Origin of the sequence: Paraburkholderia graminis, from assembly GCF_003330785.1 — a bacterium.
Classification (GTDB): domain Bacteria; phylum Pseudomonadota; class Gammaproteobacteria; order Burkholderiales; family Burkholderiaceae; genus Paraburkholderia; species Paraburkholderia graminis.
Window position 1 is genome coordinate 110,567 of the sequence record NZ_CP024935.1, and the last position, 16,631, is coordinate 127,197.

At 60.5% G+C, this 16,631-nt stretch carries 18 protein-coding genes; 6 read left to right on the forward strand and 12 right to left on the reverse strand.

The features are described from left to right. Positions 1-61 precede the first annotated feature (61 nt). The 4 genes from CUJ91_RS18710 to CUJ91_RS18725 form a co-directional block, all read right to left on the reverse strand. The gene (locus CUJ91_RS18710; RefSeq protein ID WP_114156827.1) at positions 62-1,621 is read right to left on the reverse strand and encodes a methyl-accepting chemotaxis protein; all 1,560 of its coding nucleotides are present in this window, start codon (positions 1,619-1,621) and stop codon (positions 62-64) included. Positions 1,622-1,821: 200 nt separating this feature from the next. Further along, positions 1,822-2,046 carry a hypothetical protein gene (locus CUJ91_RS18715; RefSeq protein WP_029971551.1) on the reverse strand — a complete coding sequence of 75 codons (225 nt, stop codon included), beginning with the start codon at positions 2,044-2,046 and terminating at the stop codon, positions 1,822-1,824. Between the two features lie 291 nt (positions 2,047-2,337). Beyond that, on the reverse strand, positions 2,338-2,541 hold the full coding sequence (locus CUJ91_RS18720; RefSeq protein ID WP_006047703.1) for a cold-shock protein: 204 nt from the start codon (positions 2,539-2,541) through the stop codon (positions 2,338-2,340). Positions 2,542-2,859: 318 nt separating this feature from the next. Next, positions 2,860-3,495, reverse strand: a complete 636-nt coding sequence (locus CUJ91_RS18725; protein ID WP_114156828.1) for a LysE family translocator — start codon at positions 3,493-3,495, stop codon at positions 2,860-2,862. 452 nt (positions 3,496-3,947) lie between these two features. Here CUJ91_RS18725 and CUJ91_RS18730 point away from each other — a divergent pair, with 452 nt between their 5' ends. Together CUJ91_RS18730 and CUJ91_RS18735 are read left to right on the forward strand one after the other, a co-directional pair. Next, a complete protein-coding gene (locus CUJ91_RS18730; protein ID WP_114157991.1) occupies positions 3,948-4,214 on the forward strand; it encodes an H-NS family nucleoid-associated regulatory protein in 267 nt (88 codons plus the stop codon). A gap of 167 nt (positions 4,215-4,381) precedes the next feature. Further along, positions 4,382-5,614 carry a serine hydrolase gene (locus tag CUJ91_RS18735; protein ID WP_114156829.1) on the forward strand — a complete coding sequence of 411 codons (1,233 nt, stop codon included), beginning with the start codon at positions 4,382-4,384 and terminating at the stop codon, positions 5,612-5,614. Positions 5,615-5,767: 153 nt separating this feature from the next. On the opposite strand, the gene pcaG is transcribed toward CUJ91_RS18735, so the two are convergent. Together pcaG and pcaH are read right to left on the reverse strand one after the other, a co-directional pair. Continuing rightward, positions 5,768-6,355, reverse strand: coding sequence for a protocatechuate 3,4-dioxygenase subunit alpha (gene pcaG / locus CUJ91_RS18740; RefSeq protein WP_114156830.1), 588 nt, complete (start codon positions 6,353-6,355; stop codon positions 5,768-5,770). Positions 6,356-6,358: 3 nt separating this feature from the next. Beyond that, positions 6,359-7,063, reverse strand: coding sequence for a protocatechuate 3,4-dioxygenase subunit beta (pcaH, locus tag CUJ91_RS18745; RefSeq protein ID WP_006047708.1), 705 nt, complete (start codon positions 7,061-7,063; stop codon positions 6,359-6,361). A gap of 106 nt (positions 7,064-7,169) precedes the next feature. Between pcaH and pcaQ the strand changes: the two genes are divergently transcribed. Beyond that, the gene (gene pcaQ / locus CUJ91_RS18750) at positions 7,170-8,168 is read left to right on the forward strand and encodes a pca operon transcription factor PcaQ (protein ID WP_114156831.1); all 999 of its coding nucleotides are present in this window, start codon (positions 7,170-7,172) and stop codon (positions 8,166-8,168) included. Positions 8,169-8,418: 250 nt separating this feature from the next. Beyond that, positions 8,419-9,552, forward strand: a complete 1,134-nt coding sequence (locus CUJ91_RS18755) for a 4-hydroxyphenylpyruvate dioxygenase family protein (RefSeq protein ID WP_114156832.1) — start codon at positions 8,419-8,421, stop codon at positions 9,550-9,552. Positions 9,553-9,561: 9 nt separating this feature from the next. Here the strand turns inward: CUJ91_RS18755 and CUJ91_RS18760 are convergent, their stop codons facing one another. The 6 genes from CUJ91_RS18760 to CUJ91_RS18785 form a co-directional block, all read right to left on the reverse strand. Then, the gene (locus CUJ91_RS18760; protein ID WP_029971560.1) at positions 9,562-10,194 is read right to left on the reverse strand and encodes a helix-turn-helix domain-containing protein; all 633 of its coding nucleotides are present in this window, start codon (positions 10,192-10,194) and stop codon (positions 9,562-9,564) included. A 119-nt stretch (positions 10,195-10,313) separates the two neighbouring features. Then, on the reverse strand, positions 10,314-10,511 hold the full coding sequence (locus tag CUJ91_RS18765; protein WP_114156833.1) for a hypothetical protein: 198 nt from the start codon (positions 10,509-10,511) through the stop codon (positions 10,314-10,316). A 23-nt stretch (positions 10,512-10,534) separates the two neighbouring features. Beyond that, positions 10,535-10,915 carry a hypothetical protein gene (locus CUJ91_RS18770; protein WP_114156834.1) on the reverse strand — a complete coding sequence of 127 codons (381 nt, stop codon included), beginning with the start codon at positions 10,913-10,915 and terminating at the stop codon, positions 10,535-10,537. Between the two features lie 71 nt (positions 10,916-10,986). After that, a complete protein-coding gene (locus CUJ91_RS18775) occupies positions 10,987-11,280 on the reverse strand; it encodes a DUF4148 domain-containing protein (protein WP_114156835.1) in 294 nt (97 codons plus the stop codon). A gap of 173 nt (positions 11,281-11,453) precedes the next feature. Continuing rightward, positions 11,454-12,527: an aldose epimerase family protein gene (locus tag CUJ91_RS18780; RefSeq protein ID WP_006047715.1), complete on the reverse strand. Its 1,074-nt coding sequence runs from the start codon at positions 12,525-12,527 to the stop codon at positions 11,454-11,456. Between the two features lie 34 nt (positions 12,528-12,561). After that, on the reverse strand, positions 12,562-13,785 hold the full coding sequence (locus tag CUJ91_RS18785) for a XylR family transcriptional regulator (RefSeq protein ID WP_114156836.1): 1,224 nt from the start codon (positions 13,783-13,785) through the stop codon (positions 12,562-12,564). A gap of 268 nt (positions 13,786-14,053) precedes the next feature. Here CUJ91_RS18785 and xylA point away from each other — a divergent pair, with 268 nt between their 5' ends. Further along, a complete protein-coding gene (gene xylA / locus CUJ91_RS18790) occupies positions 14,054-15,376 on the forward strand; it encodes a xylose isomerase (RefSeq protein WP_006047717.1) in 1,323 nt (440 codons plus the stop codon). A 148-nt stretch (positions 15,377-15,524) separates the two neighbouring features. Next, a complete protein-coding gene (xylF, locus tag CUJ91_RS18795; protein WP_029971564.1) occupies positions 15,525-16,553 on the forward strand; it encodes a D-xylose ABC transporter substrate-binding protein in 1,029 nt (342 codons plus the stop codon). Positions 16,554-16,631 lie beyond the last annotated feature (78 nt).

Here is a 16,631-nt window from a genome sequence, read left to right on the forward strand (position 1 = left end):
CGCGGCACCTTTTTTTATGCGTGCGAGAAACGTGTGGGCGTGCGTGTGTCGTCGGTAAAGATCAGCCGGCTTGCCCGACCCTGAACACTGCGACGGCCTCGCGCAGCCGCTCGGTCTGCTCGTCCAGCGAGCCTGCGGCGGCCGCGGCCTGCTCGACAAGCGCGGCGTTGCGCTGCGTGACGTCGTCCATCTGCCGAATCGCGAGATTCACTTCGCCGATGCCCGAGCTTTGCTCCTTCGACGCCGCCGAAATTTCGTTCATGATCGCCGTGACGCGACCCACGGCCTCAACGACCTCGCCGATCGTGCTGCCGGCCTTGCCGGCCAGCGTCGAACCTTCGCCGACCTGCTCGACGGACTGGTCGATCAACACCTTGATTTCCTTGGCCGCCGTCGCGCTGCGCTGCGCGAGATTGCGCACTTCGCCCGCGACGACCGCGAAACCGCGGCCTTCTTCGCCGGCGCGCGCGGCTTCGACCGCGGCGTTGAGCGCGAGGATGTTCGTCTGGAACGCAATGCCCTCGATCACGCTGATGATCTCGCCGATCTTGCGCGAACTATCGGTAATGCCGGCCATTTTCTCGACGACGTCGTTGACAACCTCGCCGCCGCGCGCCGCGATGCTCGACGCGTCTTTCGCGAGTTCGGAGGCGGTCGCCGCGTTGTCCGCGTTCTGCGTGACAGTTTTGGTGAGTTCATCCATGCTGGCGGCGGTTTGCTGCAACGACGCCGCCTGTTCTTCGGTGCGGCTGGACAGATCCAGATTGCCCGCGGCGATTTCCTTGGAAGCAACCGTGATCGTCTCGGCCGAATTCTTGATGCGCGCGACGGTGGCCGCGAGCTGATCGCGCATCTCGCGCAGTGAGAAGAGCAGGCTGGAGGTATCGTCGCGACGCAAGTCGATAGGCGTCGCGAGGTCGCCGCGAGCGATGCGCATGGCGATCTGCGCCGCCGCGGACGGCTCGCCGCCAATCGAATGCGAGACATTGCGCACCACGCGCGACGCGACGAACGACACGAGCACGCCGAGTACGAGCAGCATGCCGCCCGAGCGCAGCAGCGTCTCGTAGAACTGCGCCTGAATGTCGTCCATATAGGCGCCGGCGATGAAGTCCCAGTTCCACGGCGCAAAGCGCTTCACGTAGCCGATCTTTTCGCTGGGTTTGGTCTCGCCGGGTTTTGGCCACCAGTAACGCAGGTAGCCCGAGCCGGCCGACGAGCCGCCCGCCGCTGCGATGTCGTGATAGAGCGCGGTGCCCTTGGCGTCGCGAAAGCCGCTCATGTCCTTGCCGTTGAGCTGCGGGCTCATCGGATGAGCGACCATTACGGAGTCGCTGCGCACGATCGTCACGTAGCCCGATTTGCCATAACGCTGTGCCGTCACGCGGGCAATGGCCTGCTGCTTCGCGTCGTCGACGGAAAGCTTGCCGGCGTCCGCCTGCTTCGCGTAGTCCGCGACGATCGACGCCGCCATGTCCGTGACGTCGGCAAGCGCCGAGCGACGCGCGTCCATTTGTGCGCTACGCGCTTCGAGCGCGTTGACGACGGTCACGATCAGCAGCGCTACCCAGCAAAGCAGCAGGGGCACCCACAACTTCTGTTTTAGTGTCAGACGGTTCATTTATCGGATTCGACAGTGCGTTGAGCGCGAAATAGGGAGCGCGGGCGAGGCCGCGCCATAGTTCGCATAACGGCTGTCGAAGCGGATTCTTTATCCGCGTGCCGATAAATTGGGCAGGAAAAGCGTGGCCGTTCTGGCCTGTGCTTTGACGATAAGCGGCAATAGATCAGAGCTTCTGACTTCGCGCGCTTATCGTGGCGTCAACCGCGCGTATCGACCCACTCGCGTGCCCAACGTGCGGAATGCTCCAATGCCTGTTCTTCGTCGGCGAAGTAGTCGAGCGAATAGAACTGGTAGAGGCCATCCGCGCGCGCGCTGTCAGCGCGTTCGAGCAGCAGGTTGGACGAGAAGGTGCCATCGGGCAGACGGTGCGCCGAAGGTTGAACGGCATAGCCGTTGTAATGATGAATATGTTTGTTTTGCATTTGTATTTTAATAATGTACGGGTGCGCGGCCGCCATGCGAACTGTCATTGAGTCGCGCGGACGAGCCGATTCAAAGCCATTGCGAGCCGAATCAGTACGCAGCCGGAAAGCTAAAAGGGCGTTGAAGCCGAAAGGGGAATGAGGTGCAACGAGGCGTTTGGCGCTCGAGCGAGTTGCCGACATAGCTGCAACTCTGAAGCGATCGCGCGCCAACTGTGGGAGACGAAGCTCCGCGAGGATGTCGCTGCAGCCCGATGTCCGTTGCCGGACACCGAGCCCTTCAAACTTTGCTTAGAGCGGCGTGATGTTGGCCGCTTGCAGACCCTTCGGGCCTTGCTTGGTTTCGAAGCTCACCTTCTGGTTTTCAGCGAGCGTCTTGAAGCCGTTGCCGCTGATTTCGGAGAAGTGCGCGAACAGGTCGTCGCCGCCCTTGTCCGGGGTGATGAAGCCAAAGCCTTTGCTGTCGTTGAACCACTTAACGGTACCGGTATCCATGAAGAATCCTTGAGGAAAGAAATAGAAAATATGCTCTTGCGAAAGAGCGGCTGAAGCGTCAAGGAGGGAGAGGACAACGAATACCGCTGAGGGAGCGAGACATTGATGAACAGCAATCGAACTTCTTGAACTTCGGATGCAACAGTAACCGCTGGGGCATACCGGCGTCAACACTTATCTTGTAACTATCGTTGGGGAGTTGTTCGACAGTCGTTCGCTCGCAGCCCGCCGCGGCCTGGCAATGCCGCCCTGATAGCCGTCCTGTTCGCGGCCAACGGCTTTTCGTCGATACGAGCAAAGCCGTTGGTCCGCACAATGTCAGATGCCGATCTTGTGCGCGGTCACGATCAAACGCAAGCCGAGTGCCGCGACGGCGCTTGCGGCGATGCGATCGATCCACGCTTTCCACTGCAGATAGATTTCGCGCGGGCGCTTGCTCGAAAAGCACAAGGCGACGATCGTGTACCAGCCCGCTTCGATGGCGAAGATGGCGGGCGGCAACGCGAAATAACACCAGAGCGGCGGATGCTGCGGCAAAAGCGCCGCGAAAATACTGCCGTAATAAACCGCTGTCTTGGGATTGCTGAGTTGCGTGCTGAGACCGATCCAGAAAGATCGACGTGGATTGGTCGGTACGCTTTGCGTCGCGTCGAACGCAAGCGGTTTGGCGGCGCCGCGCCAGATCTTCGAGGCCAGATAAATGAGGTACAGGCCGCCGGCCACTTTCAGGCCGATATAAAGCCATTCGACGGTCGCCAGCAACGTGTATAAGCCGAGCAGTGCAATGCCGCTAAAAAACACGCCGCCGATGCCCATGCCGAGCGCCGTTGCCAGACCGTCGCCGCGCGACAGACCAATCGCATTGCGCGCGACGATGACGAAACTCGGTCCCGGACTCATTGCGCCTAACAGCAGCGCCGCGAGAATAGTGAGGATGGCGGTTGAGGCAGGCATGATAGTGTCTCCTGTGCGTTTCTATTGGGTATGAACAGACGATGTGCCGAAACATAGCACGGGCGTGAGCGTGCCGCTTCTGCTTTGTTGAATCGGTTTCACATCGGCGATATTCACAATGCAATAAACAATAAGCGCCGCGCAATGCAAAGAAGTACACGCTGGCTGCAAGCAGAATTGTTTGAATGCTAGAATTGGTTTCATACGCTGAAGATGCTTCGGGATACCGCCCATGCGGTGTGCGATTCGAGCAGTAGCGGCGAATTCCCCTTAAATCCGAGACTTGCTGGGCATGATTTCCAGATGCGTTTCTTTGCGCATCGGGAGAGGCATTGCAAGCTCAATTGCACGCGGCTCATCTCAATCATGCGTGAATAGCGCATAGGCTTCGCGTTCTTTTAGCCAAGCCATTTTATTTCCATCACAAACATTATTAGCTGCAACCGGTCATGATGAAAGAGCGAGAAGAACAACAACGGCTGTTCGACCTCGACGGGAATGCGCGTGAGCGCCTGATCGCGTGGATACGCCGGCGCATGGACGAATACGGCATCACGATCGAAGCGCTCGGCGAGTCGATAGCGGTAGACGCCGCCGCGACGCGCGCGGTCATGTATCGCGACGCGTTCGGCAATACGTGGGACGGCCACGGCGACAAGCCCGACTGGCTCGCGCGCGCCATTTACGCCGGACAGAACATCGACCACTTTCGCTGCTAAGCGCGAGCAATGCCGTCGCGGCATCGACGTCGCTTGCGATTAACCGGCGCGGACATTTGCCGTTGATCGTGTGCGCGATCTCCCTTAACATCCCCGGGTCGTTGCCGGCCACGCGCTCCGCTGCAGTTCTTCATCGCGGGCGCGCGCGGCACAGAACTGGAAGCTGCATGCCGTACCGTCGACCCACTCCTTCATCGTCATTCCCTGAATTCCGTTTTGCTGCGTGGCTCCGTTATGTCGTCGTGCTCGGCCTGTTGTGCCTGAACGTCGGCTGGACCTTCGGCGCGACTCACGAGCCTGTTCGGCATGCGTCGGTTCGCGTGAGCCGTCATATCTCGCCGCCCGCGCGGCATACGTCGAAGGCCAAAGCGCGAAGCGCCGGCAAAGCGAACAAGGTTGCCACGCGCAAGGCGCACAGGCGCAAGCATGTCACCGACGACGAGCGTTCCATGCACGCAAGCAAGCTCGCGCCGAAATCGCGCCGCCACGCCGCACGCATTGCGCGCGAGCCGCGCAATGGACGGCGTACTGCCGGAGTGACCGCGCATCGCAACCGGCAGCCTCGAGAACCCGCATCGCGTACATCGATGAATACCGCACATGGGGCCCATGCGGGGCTCCGCCTGCTGCCCCGCTGCGGATATACGCCAAAGTCTCGCGCATTGCTGCGCGCGCGTTCGATCTTCGTGGTCGACGAACGAACGCAAACCGTGCTCACCGAAAAGCAGGCCGATCGCGTGATGCCGATTGCTTCGGTATCCAAACTAATGACGGCCGTCGTCGCGCTCGACACACGGCACGCACTCGATGCACCGCTGAACGTCACCGTCCAAGATCAGGATTTCGACAAGTTCACAGGTTCGCGTCTGAGCGTCGGCTCGGTTTTGTCGCGCCACGACATGCTGCACATTGCGCTGATGTCGTCGGAAAATCGCGCGGCTGCCGCGTTGAGCCGCGATTACGCCGGCGGCAGACCGGGCTTCGTGGCCGCGATGAACGCCAAGGCGCGCGCGCTCGGCATGCGTCATACGTCGTTTGTAAACGGCACGGGCTTGTCGCCGCATAACGTGTCGACGGCGCGCGACTTGGCTCGGCTCGTGGCGGCCGCCAGCCGCTATCCGCTGATTCGCGCGTATTCGACCGATCGCGATCAATGGGTATTTCCTGGCGGTCCGCGCGCGCGTTTGAGTTGTCACAACTCGAATGCGCTGGTGAGAAGCGGCGACCGGTCGATCGTATTGCAGAAAACCGGCTTCATTAACGAGGCGGGACACTGCGTTGTCGTGCGAATGATCGTGCACGGCAGGCCGATCGACATTGTCGTGCTCGGCGCGCCAGGTCCGCACGATCATATTGCGGACGTGATCAGAATCCGCCGCTGGCTGCGTTGCTCGTTGTGATGATCAAGCCTGCAGATCGAGCCTGCATTTTCAGCGGACGCAAAAAAAGCCCGCACTAAGGCGGGCTCAACTACTCGGAGTTTCGCGATCCAGTCGCTTGACGGATCGCTTTCAGTGTAGGCGAAAGCTATATGAAAGTGTAGGGATTCCGCGTCACAGGTCGAAAAAAACCGTTTCCTTGTCGCCCTGCATGTGGATGTCGAAGCGATACACGTTCGCCGTATTCGCGTCGCGCCGCGCGATCAGCGTATCGCGGCGATCGGCCGGAACCGCTGCCAGTACCGGATCGCGTTCATTGGCATTCGCTTCGTCCTCGAAATAAATGCGTGTGAACGTGTGCAGCAGCATGCCTCGCATCGTGACGATCACGTTCAGATGCGGAGCTTCGTCCGCACTCACGCGGCCGGGCTTGATCGTCTCCACGACAAAGCGCTTGTGCGGGTCCGTGCCCGTGCCGACGCGGGCAAAGCCGCGAAAACCGGTCTTCAGGATTTCGTCGCGCGATTCGGGGTAGTGCCCGTCCGCGTCCACTTGCGACACTTCGAGCATCGCATCGCCAATCACGTTGCCGTCGCCGTCGAACACCTGGCCCACGATCGTGATGTGCTCGCCGGCCGCCTCGCGGTCCGCGAGAACCGGCGTGAACAGGCTCTTGAAGTCGAAATCGTATTGCTGCGGGCACAGGCCGTACGCGAAGTACGGTCCGACCGTCTGCGAGGGCGTTTGCTTGAGAGTGGTCATGGCTTAGCGCTCCATCGGAGTTTCGTTGCGGCCGCGCAGCACGATGTCGAAGTCGTAGCCGAGCGCGTACGACTCTTGCGTCGTGTCGAGCGAGAAGTTGGCTATCAGCCGGTCACGCGCATGCTCCGGCGTGCCCTGGAAGATCGGATCGAACGCCAGCAGCGGGTCGCCCGGAAAATACATTTGCGTGACGAGGCGCGAACCGAAATGCTCGCCGAACAGCGAGAAGTGGATGTGATTCGGGCGCCATGCATTCGGATGATTGCCCCACGGATACGCGCCGGGTTTGATCGTCAGAAAGCGATAACGGCCTTCGTTATCGGTGATGCAGCGGCCCGCGCCGAGAAAATTCGGATCGAGCGGCGCGTCGTGCTGATCGACCTTGTGCACGTAACGGCCCGCCGCGTTCGCCTGCCAGATTTCGACGAGCGTGTTGCGCACCGGCCGGCCGCCCTCGTCGAGCACACGGCCCGTCACGATGATACGTTCGCCAAGTGGCTCGCCATTACGCACGGCGTTGCGGGTCAGATCGTTGTCGAGCGCGCCGAGGTCTTCGGTGCCGTAGACGGGCACGCGCTGATCGCGCAGCTTTTCCTTCAACGGAATCAGCGGACGCGTGGGACCGCGTTTAACCGACGAACCGTAGCCGGGATAAATGTACTCGGGATGCGACGCGAAATCGCGCGCGCTGAGAAAGGAATCGTCCATCGATGTCTCCTTCGGCAATTGTGGGATAGAGCTTATAAGGCCACTTTATCCAAACTGTCCGGTTATGAAAAATGACGTTTTGGCGTTTTTCGTATAACCTGCCGTTATGCAACGCAGCCTCGCGGACAGTCGCGTCAAATTCCGTCATCTTCAATGCTTTCTGGCCGTGGCCCAGTTCGGCAGCGTCCAGCGGGCGGCTGACAGCCTGTCGATCACCCAGCCCGCCGTCTCCAAGACGGTCGCGGAACTCGAAGCCATTCTCGGCGTGAAACTGTTCGAACGGGGCCGTCACGGCGCCGTGCCGACGCGCGAAGGGCAACTCTTCATGCCGCACGCGAGCGCCTGCGTCAGCGCATTGCGGCAAGGCGTCGATCTGCTTTCGCGCGCCGAAGGCGCCGCCGCGGCCACGCTCGAAGTTGGGATTCTTCCGACCGTCGCCGCCGCGCTGATGCCGCCGGTCCTCAAGCGCTTCGCGTCGCTCTGGCCACGCGTGATCGTGCGTCTGGCAACCGGCGCTAACCCCGAATTGCTCGAGCGCCTGAAAGCGGGCACGATTGAATTCGCAGTCGGCCGGCTCGCCGACCCTGAGCGCATGGTCGGCCTGAGCTTCGAGCAGTTGTTCAGCGAACCGCTGATCGCCGTCGTGCGGGCGGGGCATCCGCTCGGCGACACGCCGGGGTTGCCGTCCGCCGCGTTGCAGGATTTCCCGGTGGTGTTGCCGCCGTTCGGCACGCTGATCCGGCAGTCGGCGGACAGTCTGCTGAGCGCATGGGGCGTGCTGCCGTTGTCCGCGTTTGTCGAAGTGTTGTCGGTGTCGACGGGGCGTGCATTGACGCTCGAGAACGACGCCGTCTGGTTCGTGCCGCTGAGTGCAGTGGAGTACGAGTTGGCGCACGGCATGTTCGTGCGTTTGCCGTTGCCGTTTGCGGGCACCGACGAACCGGTCGGTCTGATCCGGCGCTCGGACACGCAGCCTTCGCCAGTGGGACGGGCGTTTATCGACGCGGTGCGAGAGGTCGCGCAATCGCGGATGGCGGCGAGCGGCGGCAAACCGGCGAGCAAGCCTTTGCGCAAGCGGATGCGCCGCACGGCGGCGGCGAAGTAACAGAGTTGGCGTTTCAGGCTCATTGCGCTCACCGGAGCACCGGATATTCGAGCGCCCGACTCACGGTGTTTGTGAACCATCCAGTACAAATTCAAGTTGCGAACCAGGCGCGAGCCGGTGTAAAAACACGGTGCGAAAGCCGTCGACGACCGCGCGCGGTTGCATCACATCGCCCACGCAGTGTCACACTGCGAGTTCAGCAAAAGCTTGCACAGAAAACAGCGTCGAAACACAGTACAAGGAGATTGCCATGCCCAGCGACTTGCCCACTCCAGAGGCCGCGCTTCGCGCTGTGTCGGCGCCTGAGCACAATCCGCTCGGCACGGCCGGCATCGAATTCGTGGAGTTCGCCTCGCGCGATCCGCAGGCGCTCGGCGACACGTTCGTCAGACTCGGCTTCAAGGCGATTGCGCGCCACATCAGCAAGGACGTCACGCTATACCGGCAGGGCGAAATGAATTTCCTGATCAACGCGGAGCCGGATTCGTTCGCCGCGCGCTACGCCGAAGAGTACGGCGCCGGCATTTGCGCAATCGGCATTCGCGTGGCCGATGCGCAGCGCGCTTTCGACCGCGCAATCGAACTCGGCGCGTGGGCGTTCGAAGGCGAGCGAATCGGCGCCGGCGAGTTGCTGATTCCGGCCATTCAGGGCATTGGCGATTCACACATTTACTTTGTCGACCGTTGGCGCGGACGCGGCGGCCAGCGCGGCGGGCTTGGCGATATTTCCATCTTCGACATCGACTTCCGTCCGATCCAGATCGACACCGCGCAGGCGGATCTGAGCCATGCGGGCACCGGCCTCGTCGCAGTGGATCACTTGACGCAAACGGTCGGCGAAGGCCGCATGCAGGAGTGGCTCGACTTCTATCGCGATCTGCTCAATTTCCGCGAGATTCACGAACTGCACGCGAATTGGCATGTGTCGGCGGAATCGCGTGTGATGGTGTCGCCGTGCGGCGGGATCCGCATTCCGCTTTACGAGGAAGGCACGCGCCGTACGAACCTGATGCACGAATACTTGCCCGATCATCCGGGAGAGGGCGTGCAGCACATTGCACTTGCAACCGACGACATCTTCGCTTGCGTCGAGCAGTTGCTTGCCAACGGTGTGCAATTTGTCGAGCCGCCGCCGCGCTATTACGAGCAACTGGACGCGCGTTTGCCGGGACATGGACTCGACGTCGAGCGCCTGAAGCGCACGCATGTTCTCGTGGATGGAGAGATTGGCGCGGACGGTATACCGCTACTGTTTTTCCAGACTTTCGTGCGCCGCGGACCCGGCGAGATTTTCTTCGAGATCGTTCAGCGCAAGGGACATCATGGTTTCGGCGAAGGCAATCTCAGTGCGCTCGCACAGGCGCGAGGACAAGCGAACGCTTGAGACGTCGCGCTATTTCCGGGGCGATTCGTCTATTGCGGGTGCTTGCGGAATGTCGGCGCTTGTCGCCATCCATAATACTTCGGCATCCTCTTCACTCGTCGACACGGCGGCGTGGCCGGTGCGGCTGTCGAAGTAGAGACTGTCGCCGGCGTTCAGATGCGTCGGCGCATACAACTCGGAATAGAGGCACACGCTGCCGCTAATCACGTAGAGAAACTCTTCGCCTTCGTGGCGGCCCCAGTCGTCGAACGCATCGAGCGTGTGCGCCGAAATGCGGATGCGAAACGGCAGCATGGCTTTGTGCGCGAGATCGGTCGCGAGCAGTTCCATTTGATAGCCGCGATATGCGTGGCGCTGTCCTTCGCCTTTGCGCGTGAGTGCGCGGCGCCCATTTGCGCTGATCTTCGGCGCAGAGCCAAACAATTCGCCGATTTCGATCTTCAGTCCAAGGACGATTTTTTGCAGCACGTCGAAAGTCGGGGACATGAGGCCGTTTTCGACTTTCGAGAGCGTCGAGCGTGAGACGCCGCACAGGCGGCTCGCGGTTTCGAGCGTCAGGTCTTGCGACTGACGGGCGGCGCGTACGCGACGGCCCAGATCGGTCGTCAAGGGTTCGGCGGGCTTCGTGATGTGCGTGTCCATGAGTTGCTGCTTTGTTTGCTGCTGAAGGGCGATTGTATTGCGTGTTTCCGATAATAACATTCGCCGTGGCTGAGCATGCCGACGCGGCGCTCGTCGCAAACCGGCGACGGCGCTGGTGCTTAGTCGTTGCCTTTCTGATTGGAAACGCGCAGGCGAAAGATTGAGTCGCCGCGCGCGAATGAGTTGTCGCGACGAGCGTGCACGCCCGCGTCTGATTGGATCAAAAAGCAACCGTCGCGGTTGCCATAAAACTCGCCGTACTGCGCAAGCGGGTGCTTTCCGTTTATCTTCGTGTGGTAGGTGACGATGGGACCCATCGCGAGATGTCGATCGCGTGCCGTCAGACGAAGCGATTCTTTTTCGCGCTCTTCTTTCTTGCCGCGGGCTCGACGCCGACACGCGAGTCCCGCCTTCTGACTACTTCAACCACCGCGCCCGCCAGCGCTTCAAACTCTCCATGCGTCTGCGACAAATAAAGCCACTTGCCGAGTACAGGATGCGGTGCCAACTCAGGGAACTCGCGAATAAGATCTGCGTGTCGATCGCGCGATGTACATACCAGCAATCCATTCCACGGCTCTTCGCCATTGCCGACCGAAAGACAAAGCAAGCCATCGACATAAGCTGCTTCAAAGCCGAATAAGCGCTTCCTCATGAAACCGGGGTCGTCCTCGATAGGCTCGAACACCCACAGCAATGAATTCTTGACGGTTGATCCCATGACCGCTCCTCGTTTCGAGCGGTCATCTTAAAGCGAATCTGTGCGATGTCGTATCTACGGAAAAGCGGTTGTCACTGAGCCGGCGCGGCCGCTCCCGTTTGCGACGATCCCGTTGCCGTCGATCCGTAACCGGTCGTGTCGCTCTGAGCCATTGCGTTCTGTGCGGCAACGCGAGCCTCGGCCGCTTGGATATCGGCGGGATAATTGGCATCCACTGCAGCCGCCGGGTTATAACCGGCCTGTTCGATCTGCTTTAACTGAGCCTTCACTTCCGCGCGCGTGAGCGGCTGTTCCAATTGTGCAAACGATGCAACTGGCGCGGCCAGCGCAACAGCAAGAGTCACTGCCTTGATCAGCGTGTTCATGATGCTTCCCTCCGGGAATGGTGTCGTCCGATGCCGCTGTGGATCGTCGGCACCATGCGCGGATTGTAGGAAGCGGTTATTCGAGGGCAAACCCCCAATGCAGTAATTCACTCTTGCAGCAATTGATAAGTCGGCGTGCTGTAATCCCAGCGACTGCAAATGAAGGCGTTTTGTCACACGCCTTCGCGCACACCCACGCGATACGCAGTCACTTGCCGGTACGTGTCGCCGGGTCGCAGGATCACGTCATTCTGTTCCTCCGGCATGTTGACCTGGTTCGGAAAGCCGCCCGCTTCCAGACACAGTCCCGCATGTGTCTGATAGCGAGCTCCGCCGCGTCCTGCATCGCCTTTTAGAAAGTTGCCGCTATAAAACTGCAAGCCGCGCTGATCCGTCGACACGGTCAGTTCGCGGCCGCTGCCGGGGTCGTAAAGACACGCGACTTCTCGCACCTTGCCTGCGCCGCCAGGTGCATCGCGCAACACGTAGCAATGATCGAATCCGCCCGCTTGCACGAGTTGCGCGTGCGGCCATTCAAGGCGTGCGCCGATCGGCGCGCTTTGCCGGAAGTCGAATGCGTTGCCCGCTACGTCGGCGAGCTTCGAAGGGATCATCGCTGCGTCGACTTCGAAGAACCGGTCCGCGTCGATTGACAGCATATGTCCGCGAATATCGGCACCCGCGCGGCCCGTCAGGTTGAAATAGCCATGACTCGTGAGATTGAGCGGCGTCGCGGCGTCGGCAATGGCCTCGTATTCGATGGTCAAGGTGCCGTCGTCGTCGAGCGTGTAGCGCACTTGCGCGGTCACATTGCCCGGAAAACCGGCGTCGCCTTCCGGCGACTCGAGCCGCATCAACAGCGACCCATTGTCTTCGCTCACATCCCACATCGCGCGATGAAAACCGACGCTTCCACCATGCAGCAGCTTCGTGCCTTCATTGCGGTCGAGTGTGTATTCGATGCCGTCGAGCGTAAAACGCGCGTCGGCAATGCGGTTCGCCCAGCGGCCAATCAGGCCGCCCATAAAAGTCGTGGCCGCGAAGTACTGAGCCGGTGTGTCGTGGCCGAGAAGAATATCGCCGAGACGTCCCGCGCGATCCGGCGCATGCCACGAAACCAGCGTCGCGCCGAGATCGCTAATCGCGACCTTCATGCCGTGCGCGTTACGCAATGTAAAGAGCCGTACCGGATCGCCGCCATTGAGCGTGCCCCACGGCTCGGAAGAAAGTTGTGCGATGCTGATCATGTCGTCGATAGAAAATAAAAAAGTAAAGGCATGTTCAGCCTGGCGTCGAAGCCTGAGTCAAACTCGCGCGCTCCTGGTACTCGCGTGGCGTGCACCCAAGCTCCCGACGAAATACGGCGTACATGTATTGCAGCGACGTAAAGCCGCAACGTATTGCCACTTCCGCGCTCGACGCATCGCGTTTTGCAAGCAGCGCTTTCGCGACATCGAGCTTGTGGCGCAAGATCTCCTGATGCACCGTGCACTTGCGCTCGCGTCGAAAGTACTCTTCGAGCGACGAACGCGACACGCCGACATAGTCGGCCACCTGTTCAGTGCGAATACCCTGGCAAGCATACTGGCGAATAAAATGCCGCGCGCGCATTACATAGGGACTCGCGAGCGGCTGATGCCTGGTCGATTCGAGTACGTTGATGCCAACAGGCGGCACGAGAATGCGCCGCCCAGGAAAGCGCGCGCCATGCAGCATCTGATGCAACAGGTGAGCCGCGGTGCGGCCCATTTCCTCAGTACCCTGAATCACGGAAGAAAGTGGAATACGAGTGAGCGTGCGCGTGAGCGGATCATTGTCGATACCGATAATCGCCACTTCTTCCGGCACCGGAATGCCCGCAATCAGACACGCTTGCAGCAAATGCCGCGCACGCGCGTCGGTCACGGCAATAATGCCGACAGGCTTCGGCAATTCGCGCAGCCACGCGGTGAGTTGTTCGGTCGCCTGGTTCCATGAAGGCGCGCTCGTGGAAAGACCGCGATAGATCTCGCCTTGAATCTGTTCGGCGCTGTGGCCGTCCGCGTTGCGCAAATGTGCGAATGCAAGTTCGCGCTGCTGCGCCCAGCGGTTTTCTTGCGCCTGCGGCAGGCTGTATAGCGCAAAGTGTTCGAGGCCCGCGCCAATCAGATGCGTGTACGCGAGCGAGACGAGCTTGCTGTTGTCCGTTGCGATATAGGGTAAATCCGGGGGATATTGCGCCGGGTCCTCGAATGACGACCCCACTGCGACCACCGGCAATGGACAATCGCGCAGTGCTTCGCTTACGGCAGGATCGTCGAAATCCGCGATGATGCCGTCGCCGTCGAAGCGCTCGATGCCCGTCAACCGGCAACGAAAGTCGTCTTCCAGAAAGAGGTCCCACGCCACGCGCGTGGACAGCAAGTAGTTGCCGATGCCGGTAATGATCTCGCGGTCGTAGACCTTGTTCGCGTTGAAGAGCAGCGCGATTCGATGCGTCGTCTGTGGTGTTTGCGGACGGGTCATGGCGGTGAGCGGCAGGCGGACGTTGAAACCCGCACAACCTTTGTCTCCTTTGAATCCGTATTTTTAAGCGTCCGGTTATTCTAGGCCGCCAATAGCGCGCGGGGGCAAACAAAATGGCGGGCGGTAAGAAACATCAAGCACACTGCGCAATTTCGCAATTGCCGATGCCTCCGGCAAGCGGCAGCATGGCGTCACCTTATCGACCGCCCCGGCCACGTCGCACGGGTTGCGGTGCAACATAATCCCTTTAGATGGGAAGGAGACGCTGATGTCCTACTTCGAACATATTCCCGAGATCCGTTATGAAGGCCCGCAATCGGACAATCCGCTTGCGTACCGCCACTACGATAAAAGCAAAAAGGTACTCGGCAAAACGCTCGAAGAACATCTGCGGATAGCGGTGTGTTACTGGCATACGTTTGTGTGGCCGGGCGTCGATATTTTCGGGCAGGGCACCTTCAAGCGCCCCTGGCAGCAACCGGGCGACGCGATGGAAATGGCGCATCTGAAAGCAGACGCCGCCTTTGAATTCTTCTCGAAGCTCGGCACGCCGTACTACACTTTCCACGACACCGACGTTGCACCCGAAGGTGCGAACCTGAAGGAATACAGCGAGAACTTTTCCCGCATAGTGGACTACCTCGCGCGCAAGCAGCAGGACACGGGTATCAAACTGCTATGGGGCACGGCCAATCTGTTTTCGCATCCGCGTTATGCGGCCGGCGCCGCGACGAGTCCCAACCCGGACATCTTCGCGTTTGCCGCGACCCAGGTGCGCCATGCGCTCGACGCGACGCAGCGGCTCGGAGGCGATAACTATGTATTGTGGGGCGGGCGCGAAGGGTACGACACGCTGCTTAACACGGACCTCGTGCGCGAGCGCGATCAACTCGCGCGCTTCCTGCATATGGTCGTGGACCACGCACACAAGATCGGCTTCAAAGGTTCTCTGTTGATCGAGCCTAAGCCGCAAGAGCCGACCAAGCATCAATACGATTACGATGTCGCAACCGTCCACGGCTTTTTGCTGCAATACGGTCTCGAGAAAGAAATTCGCGTGAATATCGAGGCGAATCATGCGACGCTTGCGGGCCACTCGTTTCATCACGAGATCGCGACGGCCTATGCGCTCGGTATTTTCGGCAGCGTCGACGCCAATCGCGGCGACCCGCAAAACGGCTGGGACACGGATCAATTCCCCAATAGCGTGGAAGAACTGACGCTCGCCTTCTACGAAATCCTGGGCCACGGCGGCTTCACGACAGGCGGCATGAACTTCGACTCGAAAGTGCGGCGGCAAAGCGTCGATCCGGAGGATCTCTTTTACGGCCACGTTGGCGCAATCGATAACCTCGCGCTCGCCGTCGAACGCGCGGCCGTATTGATTGAAAACGACCGCCTTGGTCAATTCAAGCGTGAGCGTTATGCCGGTTGGGACGCCGATTTTGGCCGCAAGATTCTTTCCGGCGACTATTCGCTGTCGACACTCGCCGCAGACGCACTGTCGCGCGATCTCAATCCGCAGCATGCAAGCGGCCACCAGGAGCGCATGGAAAACATCGTGAATCAGGCTATTTATAGCGGACGCTAAAGGGCATCATCGTTGCAAATGAAGAAAAGCGCGCGGGTGCAACTCGCGCGCATAAAAAGAAGCTTTGGGTTGTCGCTTGTCCGGACCTGCGGCTCGCAGCGCAGGCCGTCCAATCCGGAATTCCGGCTATCAGAAGAAGGAGACAGAGATGAAATTCGCAACGCGTCGTACTGTATTGAGTTCGCTCGTATGTGGAGCGGTGTTGGCGAGCCTTTCGCTTATCGCGCCGCTTGCGCACGCAAGCAAGGATCACCCTGAAATCGGCTTCTGTATCGACGACCTGCGCGTCGAGCGCTGGTCGCGCGATCGCGACTATTTCGTCGCCGCCGCGGAAAAGCTCGGTGCGAAAGTATCCGTGCAATCCGCCGACGCCAGCGAGGCGCGGCAAATCTCGCAGATCGAGAACCTCATCTCGCGCGGCGTGGATGTGATCGTGATCGTGCCGTTCAATTCGAAGACGCTTGGCAACGTCGTGGCCGAAGCGAAGAAAGCGGGGATCAAGGTCGTGTCGTATGACCGCCTGATTCTGGACGCCGACGTGGACGGCTATATCTCGTTCGATAACGAAAAGGTCGGCGAATTGCAGGCACAAGGCGTGTTTAACGCACAACCGAAGGGCAACTACTTCCTGCTCGGCGGTGCACCGACCGACAACAACGCGAAGATGCTGCGCGAAGGCCAGTTGAAGGTACTCAAGCCCGCCATCGACAAGGGCGACATCAAAGTGGTGGGCCAGCAGTGGGTGCCGGAGTGGAGCGCATCCACGGCGCTGCGCATCGTCGAAGACGCGCTGACCGCGAACAACAACAAGATCGACGCCATCGTCGCGTCGAACGACGGCACGGCAGGCGGCGCGATCCAGGCGCTCGCCGCGCAGCACATGGCGGGCAAGGTGCCGGTGTCGGGTCAGGACGCGGACCTCGCCGCGGTCAAGCGCGTGATTGCGGGCACGCAGACCATGACGGTCTACAAGCCGTTGAAGCTGATTGCCGGCGAAGCCGCCAAGCTCTCGGTTGCATTGGCGAAGGGCGAGAAGCCCGCGTTTAACGCGCAGTACGACAACGGCAAGAAGAAAGTCGACACGGTGCTGCTGCAGCCCACGTTGCTCACCAAGAGCAACGTCGATGTAGTCGTCAAGGACGGCTTCTATACCCAGGCCCAGCTCGCGAGCCAATGAGCGTAACGCGCGCGCGGTTTGCGCCGATACGGCTGTCGCGTATCGGCGCGATCGCGCGCCTTGCAGCGAGGCATAGCG